The sequence below is a fragment of the Rhodococcus sp. EPR-157 genome, from assembly GCF_001647195.1.
GTDB lineage: Bacteria > Actinomycetota > Actinomycetes > Mycobacteriales > Mycobacteriaceae > Rhodococcoides.
Genome location: NZ_LVCV01000694.1, coordinates 1 through 11,937 on the forward strand (window position 1 = coordinate 1; position 11,937 = coordinate 11,937).

Here is an 11,937-nt window from a genome sequence, read left to right on the forward strand (position 1 = left end):
GCAATCGAAGCCGCCACCGGACGGTCCGTTGATGTTGCCGCCTCCCCACACGTACGGCAGTCCGAGGTAGTCCATGGCCGAATTGACGGCACGGCCGCCGATAGCTGCAAGGTCGAGCGTCGAGAGCGGGTTGAGGATGCCGGCGAACTGCATCTCCGTCGCCCTGATCTTCGCGACGTACGGCTTTGTCTGATTCTCGTAATCGGGTGTTCCCGACGGCATTCCGCCCGATCGGAGAACAGCGCCGGCACCTGCGTTGTATCCGGCGATGGTCAGGTCCAGGGTGTCGCCGGAGACCCGCCCTTCGGACTTCCACCTCGCCACCTGTTTGTTGATGTCGCACAACAGATTTCCCGACGCCATCACCGAGTCGGCGATGCCGTTGACGTCGGCGATGCCGTCACCGTCGGCGTCCTTGCCGTACGTCTGCCAGGTTCCCGGCATGAACTGGCCGGGTCCGCGGGCGCCGCTCGAGGACACGGGAGCTGTCGGGCCGTAACGGAATCCGTTCTCGGCGGCGTAGAGAGCGGCGATTGTGGGGGCCTTCACCCCGTCGCAGATGGCTCCGGCCTTCATCAGCCACGGTACGAAGGCCGTGATCGCTCCGATAGGAGAGCTCGATACGCCGGTGAACGTAGCGGGCATTCCGGGAAACAGCGCCCGGCGAAGCGCTTCGGCTGCCGGCATGAACGCTGTCTGCGACGCGAGGTCGCCGAGCGAGAAAGTGGAGGTCCCGAACTGGACGGCTCCGGCTCTGCTCGGTATCACCGCCCCGAGCGAGGTGATCGTGGAAGTCGGACTGCTGACCACCGGGGTCACCACGGACGTTGTCGACTCGGGCGCGGCGGGCGCAGCCTCGTCGGGAGCGTCGGTTTCTTCGGTTTCGGTGGGCGGCAACAATGGTTCCGCGGCGTCTTCGACGGCAGCTGCTGCGTTGTCGAGCATCACGTCCGCTGTGTCGCGTTGAGCCTCCGGCAATGTGGCCAGCAGACCGTCGAGCTGTTCTTGCAGGCCTGGTGCAGCCTCCTCGGCTGCGGCGGCGACCCCTGCGGCACCGTCCTGGATGGGCGGCGGCAGGTCGGTCCCTGCTGCTGCTCCTGCTGCGGACACAAGTACGGCAACGATGACTGCGATTGGATCGCCTGCCATGTAACAACTCCTGGTGCCTGAAATTTCCCGCCCCGACGTACGACGCCGGCTCACTGTAGTGAGCTGACTCACATCATCATGCACTGCCGGATCGTTCCGTGGGGCGGATTACCGGGTGTCGCATTGTGTTGGGTCACAAAGGGTCGTCGCGCGATAGGCTGGCGTCGACTCGACCACGACAGACTCGGAAGGCCCGTCATCGACAAGTACCTGGTGTCACCGGAGACGGTATGGGACCCCGGCGCTCAGCTGCTGTCCCAGTGCATCGTCGTCGCGAATTCCGCTCGCACGCTGTACCTGTCCGGGCAGACGGCCATCACTGCAGACGGACGATTCGAGGGCGTCGGTGATGTCGAGACACAGATCCGATTGTCGTTCGAGAACATCCGGCTGATCCTCGACGCGGCCGGCGGCACGCTCGACAACGTCGTCAAGCTGACGGTGTACTTCGTGAATCTGGACGATCTCGACACCTACACCGGCATCCTCGGTGAGCTGTTTCCGAAGATGAGGCCCGCGCAGACCGTCGTCGAGGTGTCACGTCTCGCGTTGGACGAACTGTTGATCGAAATCGACGCGACGGCAGTCCTCTAGAACAGGGTCGACCAGTAGTCGGAGAATCGGATGCCGATCAGCGCGATCACCACGGCGTACCACACCGCCGCAATGGTCCAACGCCACTCGAGCAGCAGCTTCGGGACAGCGCCCGCGTGGTCCGGGTCGACCAGTTGCGACAGAGACACCATGAATATCGGCAGCATCACCGCCCAGACCACCATGCAGTACGGGCACAGGGCGCCGATTTCGTACAGGCTTTGCACGATGAGCCAGTGGACGAAGACCTCGCCCAGCAGGGATCCCAAGGACAGCCCGAGCCAGAACCAGTGCGGCAGTTCGATCCGCGCCAGCGTCAATACCCCGGTGACCACGACGACGGTGAACGCCACGATTCCGATGATGGGATTCGGGAATCCGAACAGTGCTGCCTGATCGGTCGTCATCACCGATCCGCAGGACAACACCGGATTCAAGCTGCACGACGGCACGTACGACGCGTCCTCGAGCAGCTTGAAACGCTCGATCGTCAGCGCCAGTGCGGCGAGAAGTCCTCCGAACCCGCCGACCGTCAGGACCCACGCTGTGGTTCTGCTCGCTTTCACTGCGCGGCTGTGATGGCTGCGCGCAGCCCGTCCGGCGTCGGGTTCGACACGGTTTCGCCGTTGACCATCACGGTCGGGGTGCCCGTGACGCCGCCGTCGAGGACGCTTTGAGTCTGGCTCGTCACGTAGTCGGTGTAGGTCCCGTCGGTGATGCAACTGGACAGGTCCGGGCCGTCGATATTCGCCAACTGGGTGATCCCGAGAAGGTCGTCGTCGCTCAGGCCTGCGCCACCCTCGGTGGGCTGCTGCTCGAACATCGCCTTGTGCCAGGTGGGCCACGCCGATATGTCGGCGTCGGCGACGCACAGGCTCGCGTTGGCCGCGCGTGTGGAGTAGTTGGTCGAGGACATGCGGTCGAGAATCGCGATCGGCTTGTAGTCCACCGCGATCGTGTTGTCGGCAACCAGCTCGGACAGGGTGTCGCCGCTGATCGCCTCGAACTGCTTGCACGCCGGGCATTGGAAGTCCTCGACGACAGTGACGACTACCGACGCGTTCGGATCGCCGATACGAATCGCACCGTCCCCGGTGACAGATGACGGCGCGGACGCTGGAACAGCCGTGGTGTCCGAGTCCTTCCCCGCGATACTGAACCCGATGGCGGCGATCAGGGCGATGAGCACGACCGCGACGGCGACCTCGATCAGCGTGCGACGCTGCTTGTCCTTCTTACCGTGCAGTGCCGCCGCTGCCGCTTGCGCCTTCTTCTTGCTGTTGTTGCTCACCGAAAGAGTCCCTTGGTCGCCGAGAGGTGTCCTCGGACCAGCATAGGCGGCTGAACCTGAGCTCTAGCTGAGTGCGATCAGCCTCTCGACCGCAAACCCGTAGCCTGCGATACCGAGGCCGGCGATGACGCCACTGGCGATGGGCGAGACGAACGAATGATGGCGGAACTCTTCGCGAGCGTGGACGTTGCTGATGTGAACCTCGATGACCGGAACCTCGGGAATGACGAGGGCATCGCGTAGCGCGACGGACGTGTGGGTCAATCCGCCGGGGTTGATGACGATTCCCGACGCGTTGCCGCGCGCCTCGTGGATCCAGTCGATGATCTGGCCCTCGTGGTTCGACTGCTCGGCCCGCACTGTCCGGCCGTGCGCCGCGGCGGTCTTCTCACACAGGGCGACGACGTCGGCGAGCGTCTCGTGGCCGTACACCTCGGGCTGGCGGGTACCGAGCATGTTCAGGTTCGGTCCGTTGAGTACCAAGATGTAGCCGGTCATGTGCTGAACTCACTTTCTTGTCGCTGCCTACCGCCGGGTGCGATCCTTCCACAACCCACCCGGCAGAATGTTTGCAGTGAGAACTGTGTGGGTGGTCTGGGGTGTCGGCGTGTTCGCGTACATCGTCGGCGTTCTGCACCGCACTGCGTTCGGAGTCGCCGGACTTCAGGCCGCAGACCGATTCTCGATCAGCCCATCGTTGTTGGCGTCGTTCGTCGTACTGCAGGTCGTCGTCTATGCGGCGATGCAGATTCCGGCCGGTGTAGTTCTCGACCGGGTGGGATCGCGGAAGATGATCGCCACCGGCGCACTCCTGATGACCGTCGCGCAGATCACGCTCGCTGTCACCGAGTCGTTGCCGCTGGCAGTCGCGGCGCGGGCCCTGGTAGGTGTCGGCGACGCATTGACTTTCATCTCGGTTCTGCGTCTGGTGCCGCGATGGTTCGGGCCACGGCAGGTGCCGATCGTGTCGCAGCTGACGGGTCTTCTCGGTCAGATGGGACAGATCCTCTCCGCAGTTCCGTTCCTGATGCTGCTCAACGGTCCAGGGTGGACGTTCGCATTCGGCAGTGCGGCGTCGCTCGGTCTCGTGGCATTCGTGCTGGTGCTTGCGCTGATCCGGGACGCGCCACCCGGAGCGGAGATCGTCGAGAAGCCCACGTCGATGCGCGAGACCTTCGCAACGATCGGTCAGGTCTGGAAACGTCCGGGAACCCGGCTCGGCTTCTTCAGCCACATGGGAACGCAGTTCTCAATCACGGTGTTCGCGCTGCTGTGGGGGATACCGTACCTGACCTCTGCACAGGGCCTGTCGACGTCGACAGCCGGTGTACTGCTGTCGATTTCGGTGGTATCCGCGATCGTATCGGGGATCGGACTGGGGATCCTCACCGGACGCTATCCGATGCGTCGATCGTGGATGGTGCTCGCGATCATGATCAGCAACGCAGCGATGTGGGGAATCGTTCTCGCGTTACCCGGCCCGGCGCCGCTGTGGCTGCTGGTGGTCCTCGTCGTTGTGCTCTCGGTGGGTGGACCGGGCTCGGTCATCGGTTTCGACTACGCCCGGACGTTCAATCCGAGCGTGAATCTCGGTACCGCGCAGGGAATGGTCAACATCGGCGGATTCCTGGCCTCACTTCTCGTCATCGCGTCCATCGGGTGGATACTCGGTGCACTCGGCGGCTACACGTTCGATGCGTTCAGGGTCGCGTTCCTGGCGCAGTATCCGGTGTGGATCGTCGCGATCACAGGATTGATCGTCACCCGCCGGAAGACCCGCAGACAGTTGGCCGAGGAAGGCATCTATCCGCACACGATGCGAGAGATTCTGCAGCGGTTCCGGGACCGCTAGCGGACTGTTGCGACGGTAGTGGCCTCGGTGAGTCCTCGTAGGACCACCGGGTCCAGTGCTCGCCAGCGCTGCGCCTCGTCGGCGTCCGCGCTGTCGACCACGTGCTGGGCGACGAGCACCCGCGAGGGTTCACTCTTGGCGAGGTCCGACAGTCGGGCCGCGCAATTCACCGGTTCACCGATGACGGTGTATTCGTAGCGCTGGGTTGCGCCGATGTCGCCGGCGAAGACTTGACCGGCGGCGACGCCGATCCCGAAGTCCATCGAGTCGAGCGATCTCAGAGCCACGCGGAGCGTCCTTGCTGCCCGCAACGCACCCGCGGCAGGATCGTCGATCTGCTGCGGTGCACCGAAGATCGCCAGTGCGGCGTCGCCCTCGAACTTGTTGATGAAGCCGAGATTGGCGTCCACGGTGTCGACGACGATTGCCAAGAACTCGTTGAGTGCCTCGGCAACGCGTTCGGGCGGATGGTCGACGGCGAAGGTAGTGGATCCGACGAGGTCGATGAACAGAACTGCCGCGTATTGGACGTCGCCGCGAGGGAAGTCGGATTGCTCCAGTGCACGCGAGGCGACCTGCGTGCCGACGTGTCGTCCGAACAGATCTCGTAGTCGTTCGCGCTCGGTCAGTCCGGTGGACATGGCGTTGAATCCGCGTTGCAGATCACCGATCTCGGACGAGTCGTACACGGGCACCACGACTTCGGTGTTGCCGCACTCGATTTCGGCCATTGCCGCGCTCACCTCGCCGACCGGATCGGATACCGACCTGGCCACGAGGATCGTCCCTCTCAGTCCGGTACCGAGGGCGATCGCCGAAACGATGAGTATCGGAAGTTCGATAGGGGCCGCGATCTCGACGGGTGTGCCGGTGGAATGGGCGATGACGATCAGGGTGATCGCAGATACCGGAAACGCCGTGCACACGACCCAGGTGATGACGAGTCGGGCAAGCACACTCAGTTCACGACGCGCCTGGGGGAGAGCGGTGGATGCCCGCACCGAGACCGGGCGGAGTGTACGTTCGGTCAGAAGGTACCCGGTTCCGGCCGTCGTCACCGCGCCGAAGATCGTGCCGACGATGACGAGAACAGTGATGTCTCGCTCTGTGCCGCGGGTCAGAAATGCGAGCGCGAACCCGAATCCGAGCCACAGTGCGAGGTGTGAAGCTGTGTGATGCAGTGGTATTCGTACTGCGCGTCGCGCCTGACCTGCCGTCGGAACGCTGCTGCTCGCGATCCACCTCAGGGTCGGCACGATCAGCAGCGCGCCTGCGATCGCTCCCGTGGAGACGCCGAGCGGCACTACCCACCGAAACGCGCTGAATCCCGGATCGGTCAGAATACTGCTCACTGTTGCCGTCTCGGAGCGCGCCAGGAGGGCCACGACGAACGTGACCTGGACGGCGGCGAACACGTTGAGGGCGACCAGTCCGAGACCGTAGCGGACGGCGACGCTGCGAGCCTCCTGGGCCGTCATCGCTCGGCCTCCTTCGCCGTCTGGGCAGGTGAGATCGCCGCAACGAGTGCCTTCATGGCCGAGTCGGCGCTGTCGGTTTCCGTCGGTCCGAGTGCAGCCAGTGCAGCGATGAGTGCAGCAATTTCTTCGAAGCTCAGATTCACCGGTGACGGTCGGGTGTGGCGGGGTAGCCGACTGCCGCCGTTCGTACCTGGAACGGAGACGATGGGGACGCCGGAGGAGACCAGGCGTCGGCGATCTCGTTCGACCGTTCTGACGCTCACCCGCAGTTTTTCGGCCAGTACTTTCGTCGACAGCGGAATGGGGGAGTCGGCCAGGATCTCGATGAGGCACTGCTGTCGGACGACGCGTCGTAACGTCAGGTGGTTGTCGCGGCTCTCGGCGCTCGAACTACTGGGCACAATCTGTGGATTATTTCCGATCCCCGACACCGGCGTGGCGGTAATGCGTCGTACCTTGCGTGTCATGACTACACGCGACCTCGAAACGATCGAGAGCTTCTTCGACCGCTACACCGGCTATCTGTCCGACGGCGATATCGACGGACTCGCCGATATCTACAACTATCCCGCCCTCGCGGTGTCTCCACGTGGCGTCCTGGCGGTGACCGAGCCTCAGCAGACACGCGACTTCTTCGGCGAAGGCCAGCAGTACTACCGCTCCCGCGGGATCCAGAGTGTCCGGGCCAAGGACATCGTCACCGACATCGAGGCAAATGGAATCTGGGTCGGGCATCTACTTCTCGAGAACCTCGACGACGCCGACAACCCGGTCGGCGTCGAGCGGAATGCGTACCAGGTGGTCGTTGATCGAGATGGTCGACGCCGGATCGCGGTGACGACGCCGTTGGACGGCGTGTGAGCGATGAGTTACGACCGTCCGACAAGTCTCGATTGCATGGACAGACGGGTGCAGCTCGGCCCGGTCGACACCTGGTACGGCGAAGACGGCGAGGGCGAACCGCTGGTGTTCTTGCATCCCGGCGGCGTCGATTCGCGAGCGCTCGAACCGAACCTCGTCGCTCTGACTCGGCATTTCCGAGTCTTCACTCCCGAGCGACGTGGGCACGGCCGCACCCCGGACGCCCCGGGACCGATGACGTTCGACGACATGGCCACCGACACGATCGCCTTCGTCGAGACCGTGGTCGGTGGTCCGGCCAGGTTCGTCGGCTGCAGTGACGGCGCGGTCGTCGCGCTGATGGTGGCTCTGCGACGGCCCGACCTCGTCGAGCGACTCGCCTGCGTCGCCGGGGTGTTCCACCGTGATGGTTGGGGCGGAGGAGTGTCCGACCCAGATCAGGTGACGCCTCAGTTTCTCGTCGACATGTACGGGGAGATCTCGCCCGACGGAGCCGATCACTACGCCGTCGTGGTTGGCAAACTCGACGACATGCATCGCAAAGGGCCAGTCGTGACGCCGGAGCAACTGCGTGAGATGGACGTTCGGCTTCTGGTGATGATCGGCGACGACGACGAGGTGACGATCGAGCACGCGACCGAGTTCTACTCCAGCTCGAAGCGATCGGAGTTGGCGATAGTGCCCGGCACCTCCCATGGTCTGCTCGTGGAGAAGCCGGAGTTGTGCAATGCACTCCTGCTGGACTTCCTCGTTCACGATGCGGTGCAGACTTTGGCACCGATCAGGAGGGCATGACTTCACAGGAACCCTCGAGCGCGCTCCCAGGGTCCGTGAGGTCGCGGCAGTCACGCTGGTGGTCGACATCTTCGAGAATAGGATCACCGTGACCACTACGCTTCTGCCGCCTCAGCCTGCGAGTCCACCTTCCAGGCATCGACGCACGCGCCGGTTTTCGCTGAACCGCGACACTGCACTCCTCGCCGCCCTGCTCACCGTCACGGCCGTCCTCTATCTCTGGGACCTGACGGCGAGCGGCTATGCCAATACCTTCTATGCGGCTGCAGCTCAGGCTGGTTCGAAGGATTGGACCGCGTGGTTCTTCGGCTCGCTCGATTCGGAGAACTTCATCACCGTCGACAAGCCTCCTGCATCGCTGTGGGTGATGGGGCTCTCGGCGCGGATCTTCGGATTCTCGAGCGCGAGCATCCTCGTTCCGCAAGCGCTCATGGGTGTCGGTGCTGTCGCTGTCGTGTATGCCGCGGTGAAGCGAGTGGCCACTCCCACTGCCGGGTTGCTGGCCGGCGCAGTCCTCGCGGCGACTCCTGCGGCGGCGTTGATGTTCAAGTTCGACAATCCCGACGCGTTGCTGGTGCTGTTGATGTCCATCGGTGGCTACTTCGTCGTGAGGTCGCTCCAGACTCGGATCGGTCGTCGTGCAGCGATGTGGCTTGCTCTCGCCGGGGTTGCTCTGGGTTTCGCTTTCTTGACGAAGATGCTGCAGGGTCTGCTTGTCCTTCCGGCCTTCGGGCTCACGTATCTCGTCGCGGGCCACGTTCGGCTTCGCGCCCGTGTGCTTCATCTTCTCGGGGCGTTCGCCGCGCTGATCGCGGGCGCCGGTTGGTGGGTCCTGACGGTCGCGTTGTGGCCTGCGAGCGCTCGTCCGTACATCGGCGGCTCCACCGACAACACCGTGATGGATCTGGTGCTCGGGTACAACGGTCTCGGCCGTATCTTCGGGGGCAGCAGCGGTAGTGGCGGTGGGGGCGGCTTCATGAGCGATGCTCCGGCAGGTTCCAGTTTCGGTGGAAGCACAGGCCTCGATCGACTGTTCGGCAACGAGATGGGCATTCAGATCTCGTGGCTGATTCCGGCTGCGCTGGTTGCTCTGGTGTTCGGGCTGATCGCTCGGGGACGTGCTCCTCGTACCGATCTGCTTCGTGCGTCGCTCATCCTGTGGGGTGGATGGTTCGTGGTCACTGGCCTGATATTCAGCTACATGTCCGGGACGATTCATCCGTACTACACGGTCGCGCTGGCTCCCGCCATCGCTGGACTCATCGGTACAGGTGGGTATGCGTTGTGGTCGAAGCGTGAGTCGATCTTCGGCAGGGAGGGGCTTGCGTCGATGATGCTGGCTGCCGGCATCTGGTCATGGGTTCTGTTGCAGCGCAACGCAGATTGGTTGCCAGCTCTGAAGTGGATCCTTCTTGCCGGAACCGTGATCGCTGCGGTGCTCATTCTTGCCGCTGGGCGCTATCGGAAGCTCGCGGCTGTGGCCGTCATCGTCGGTTCGCTCGCAGGTCTCGGTGGCAGCGTGTCGTACGCCGTGGCGACGTCCGCCACCGCGCACGGCGGATCCGTTCCCACCGCTGGCCCGGAGGGCGCGGTCTCGGACTCCGGAATGGGCGGCGGTGGCCAGGCTCCCATGGAAGGAGAGATGCCGACCGGCGACATGCCGACCGGAGACATGCCGACCGGAGACGCGGCTGGTGCCGAGGTGGGTGTCGAGGTGGGTGTCGACATGGCCGGCGGTATGGCTGGTGGCATGGGCGGTGGCATGAATGCGGAATCCAGTGACGAGGTGAATGCTCTTCTCGAGTCTGCGGACACTAAGTGGTCGGCAGCTGTGAACAGCTCGATGACCGCGGCCACGTACGAGCTCGCGACCGACACCGCTGTGATCGCGATCGGTGGGTGGAGCGGTGACCCAACTCCGACGCTCGACCAGTTCATCTCCTACGTCAGCGATGACCAGGTGAAGTACTACATCGCGGGCGGGATGGGCGCTCCCACGACCGGTGACGACTCCGAGAACGTCTCCACACAAATCGCCGAGTGGGTTGCCGCGAACTTCACCGCAACCACCGTCGACGGCGTCACGATCTACGACATGAGCGGCTACACCGGCTGAGCACATCCGCGAGGTCCCCTGCTTCGTACGAGTGGTGAACGCAGCCACGCGTGAAGCAGGGGATTTCGCCTCGGCTAACGGCACTGCACGTGTCCTCGAATAGGTCAGAATGGCGCGTCTCCTCTGTACCGGCTGATCTGGTAGCCCACAGTCAGACCTATGGCGATTCCCATCGATGCGTTGCATTCGACGATAGGTTCGAGCTGTATCCGAGGTCGCTTGGCGTTGGCTTCGCCTCCGCCTGTTTCGCTCCTGCCTGTCTCGCTCCTGCCCCTTTCGGTCTCGGCCGGTTTGCCTGAGACCCTCGGCGAGGTCGGTCGGTTTCGGTCGCGGGTGGTGGCTCGCGTAGCGGTATCAGCGGCAGGCTTCCCAGCCGCAGCCTTCCCCGCAGGTTTTCCAGCTGCAGCCCAGGATTGAGTCCCGGATCCGGTCCCGCGCGGTGCAGTCGACGCTGCCGCAGCGGCTCGTTCCGCCGTAGTCACCGGCACGGTCGCGGATTCCGGTCTGCGTTTGCGCGGCACGTGGGGGATCAGTGACTTCCCGGCAAAATTCGTTGTACCGTAGCCGTTCCCCGGCATTGTGACCGCGGTCGTCCCAGAGCTGGATTCCCAATACTCCGCCGCGCCAGCGAGCATGGTCGGTGTCCACGCACCCATGGTTTTGAGTGAGTGGTGATATTTGCAGAGGCAGTGCAAGTTGGTGAGGATGGTCCAGCCGCCTCGCGAGGGGTTGCGGTGGTTGTAGGGGATGACATGGTCGATTTCGCAATTCGATGCGGGGACGTGGCAGCCGGGATGGCGGCACGTGCGGTCTCGTTGACGGACGAGCTCGGCCAACTGCGCACCTGGACGGTAGAGCAGAGCTCCGAGCGGGGGTGCGTCGAACCCGCCGTGTCCGTTCGGGTACAGAGCGATGGCCAACTCTGGATTCGCTGCGATGGCCTGCTCGAGCGCAGCGATGAATGTGTAGCGGCCCTCGTGCGGTCCGGAAGGAGCGTCGGTTCGGGTGCGTGTGGGGGAGGGCGCAGGCTTCGGCAACCTCATCCCTCGGCGTCGTCGTCCTCGTCCGAGTGGGTTGAACGTCAGGTGTGCCGCGGGACGGTTCGCGCTCTGAGCCTCGAGATCCACGTCTTCCGTCGGTTCGTCGCCGTCGCTGTCGGTGCCGCCGCCGTCGCTGTCGGTGCCCTGGCCTGCGCTGTCGTTGGCTGCGGCTGTGGTCGTTCCGCCTGCGCTGGAGGCAGTTTCGGAAGGTCCAGCGGAGCAGTCGGCGCTATCGTCAGCGGGTCTGTTGGCGATGAGGCCCAGCTCCCGGGCGAGGTCGAGTGCCTCGGTGAGAATGATCTGGAGGTCACTGTTTTCCGCGAGTTCGCGGGCGTAGTCGGCGTCGATGTCACCGTGGCCGGCGAGGTACGCCGGAAGGTCGGCGAGTCCGAGGAGGGTGTCGATGTCGATCGTGATGTTGGTGAGGGGTCGGCGGCGTTCGGGGAGTACGGGGTTCGCGGTGCAGGGGTGATCGCCGTCGGGCTCACAGGTGCAGGCAACGTACGTTTCGCGGCGCATGAGGGCGGTGTAGGCGGCGGCGCGGCGTTGTCCACGTGTTCGGGGGTCTCTGGGACAGAGGGTGTCTGCCATTTCGTTGATCAGTTGCCAGCATGCCGCGGCGTCGGCTGCCTCTAGGTTTGCCTCGATTGTCGCGATCATGTCCTTGTCGCGGTACTTCACTCCGGTCAACCTGGTGAGGTCCTTGCGGAGTTCGGCAGCTTCTTCTGGCGCACAGCGATGCATGATGGCGTCGATCTCGG

The 11,937-nt window shown here is 64.1% G+C and carries 12 protein-coding genes; 5 read left to right on the plus strand and 7 right to left on the minus strand.

The window, feature by feature from the left end:
• Window positions 1-1,149, minus strand: a 1,149-nt coding sequence (locus A2J03_RS29520; RefSeq protein ID WP_068381811.1) for a lytic transglycosylase domain-containing protein, incomplete at its 3' end; no start/stop codon positions are given.
• Window positions 1,150-1,272: 123 nt separating this feature from the next.
• Here A2J03_RS29520 and A2J03_RS29525 point away from each other — a divergent pair.
• A complete protein-coding gene (locus tag A2J03_RS29525; RefSeq protein WP_231912768.1) occupies window positions 1,273-1,743 on the plus strand; it encodes a RidA family protein in 471 nt (156 codons plus the stop codon).
• Here the strand turns inward: A2J03_RS29525 and A2J03_RS29530 are convergent.
• The 3 genes from A2J03_RS29530 to aroQ form a co-directional block, all read right to left on the minus strand.
• Window positions 1,740-2,309, minus strand: a complete 570-nt coding sequence (locus A2J03_RS29530) for a vitamin K epoxide reductase family protein (RefSeq protein ID WP_068381816.1) — start codon at window positions 2,307-2,309, stop codon at window positions 1,740-1,742. The genes A2J03_RS29525 and A2J03_RS29530 overlap by 4 nt on opposite strands.
• A complete protein-coding gene (locus A2J03_RS29535; protein WP_068381819.1) occupies window positions 2,306-3,034 on the minus strand; it encodes a DsbA family protein in 729 nt (242 codons plus the stop codon). Before A2J03_RS29535 ends, A2J03_RS29530 begins: the two co-directional genes overlap by 4 nt.
• A 63-nt stretch (window positions 3,035-3,097) precedes the next feature.
• Window positions 3,098-3,532: a type II 3-dehydroquinate dehydratase gene (gene aroQ / locus A2J03_RS29540; RefSeq protein WP_068381823.1), complete on the minus strand. Its 435-nt coding sequence runs from the start codon at window positions 3,530-3,532 to the stop codon at window positions 3,098-3,100.
• A gap of 67 nt (window positions 3,533-3,599) precedes the next feature.
• Between aroQ and A2J03_RS29545 the strand changes: the two genes are divergently transcribed.
• A complete protein-coding gene (locus A2J03_RS29545) occupies window positions 3,600-4,886 on the plus strand; it encodes an MFS transporter (RefSeq protein ID WP_068381826.1) in 1,287 nt (428 codons plus the stop codon).
• Here A2J03_RS29545 and A2J03_RS29550 read toward each other — a convergent pair.
• Together A2J03_RS29550 and A2J03_RS29555 are read right to left on the minus strand one after the other, a co-directional pair.
• Window positions 4,883-6,364, minus strand: a complete 1,482-nt coding sequence (locus tag A2J03_RS29550; protein WP_068381829.1) for an adenylate/guanylate cyclase domain-containing protein — start codon at window positions 6,362-6,364, stop codon at window positions 4,883-4,885. The two genes, A2J03_RS29545 and A2J03_RS29550, sit on opposite strands and share 4 nt — an antisense overlap.
• Window positions 6,361-6,831, minus strand: a complete 471-nt coding sequence (locus tag A2J03_RS29555) for a helix-turn-helix transcriptional regulator (protein WP_231912769.1) — start codon at window positions 6,829-6,831, stop codon at window positions 6,361-6,363. Before A2J03_RS29555 ends, A2J03_RS29550 begins: the two co-directional genes overlap by 4 nt.
• On the opposite strand from A2J03_RS29555, the gene A2J03_RS29560 reads away from it, so the two are divergent.
• The 3 genes from A2J03_RS29560 (at window position 6,830) to A2J03_RS29570 (ending at window position 10,136) form a co-directional block, all read left to right on the plus strand.
• Window positions 6,830-7,225, plus strand: a complete 396-nt coding sequence (locus A2J03_RS29560; RefSeq protein WP_068381832.1) for a hypothetical protein — start codon at window positions 6,830-6,832, stop codon at window positions 7,223-7,225. The genes A2J03_RS29555 and A2J03_RS29560 overlap by 2 nt on opposite strands.
• Window positions 7,226-7,261: 36 nt before the next feature.
• Window positions 7,262-8,020 carry an alpha/beta fold hydrolase gene (locus A2J03_RS29565; protein WP_068381833.1) on the plus strand — a complete coding sequence of 253 codons (759 nt, stop codon included), beginning with the start codon at window positions 7,262-7,264 and terminating at the stop codon, window positions 8,018-8,020.
• 88 nt (window positions 8,021-8,108) lie between these two features.
• A complete protein-coding gene (locus tag A2J03_RS29570; protein WP_082898164.1) occupies window positions 8,109-10,136 on the plus strand; it encodes a glycosyltransferase family 39 protein in 2,028 nt (675 codons plus the stop codon).
• Between the two features lie 104 nt (window positions 10,137-10,240).
• Here A2J03_RS29570 and A2J03_RS31850 read toward each other — a convergent pair.
• The coding region (locus tag A2J03_RS31850; protein ID WP_068381834.1) for an HNH endonuclease signature motif containing protein at window positions 10,241-11,937 on the minus strand (1,697 nt) is incomplete at its 5' end.

Coding starts and splice junctions, on each gene's coding strand:
- A2J03_RS29550 (WP_068381829.1), bottom strand. CDS start 6,364: ATGACGGCCCAGGAGGCTCGCAGCGTCGCCGTCCGCTACGGTCTCGGA.
- A2J03_RS29555 (WP_231912769.1), bottom strand. CDS start 6,831: ATGACACGCAAGGTACGACGCATTACCGCCACGCCGGTGTCGGGGATC.
- A2J03_RS29560 (WP_068381832.1), top strand. CDS start 6,830: ATGACTACACGCGACCTCGAAACGATCGAGAGCTTCTTCGACCGCTAC.
- A2J03_RS29545 (WP_068381826.1), top strand. CDS start 3,600: ATGTTTGCAGTGAGAACTGTGTGGGTGGTCTGGGGTGTCGGCGTGTTC.
- A2J03_RS29565 (WP_068381833.1), top strand. CDS start 7,262: ATGGACAGACGGGTGCAGCTCGGCCCGGTCGACACCTGGTACGGCGAA.
- aroQ (WP_068381823.1), bottom strand. CDS start 3,532: ATGACCGGCTACATCTTGGTACTCAACGGACCGAACCTGAACATGCTC.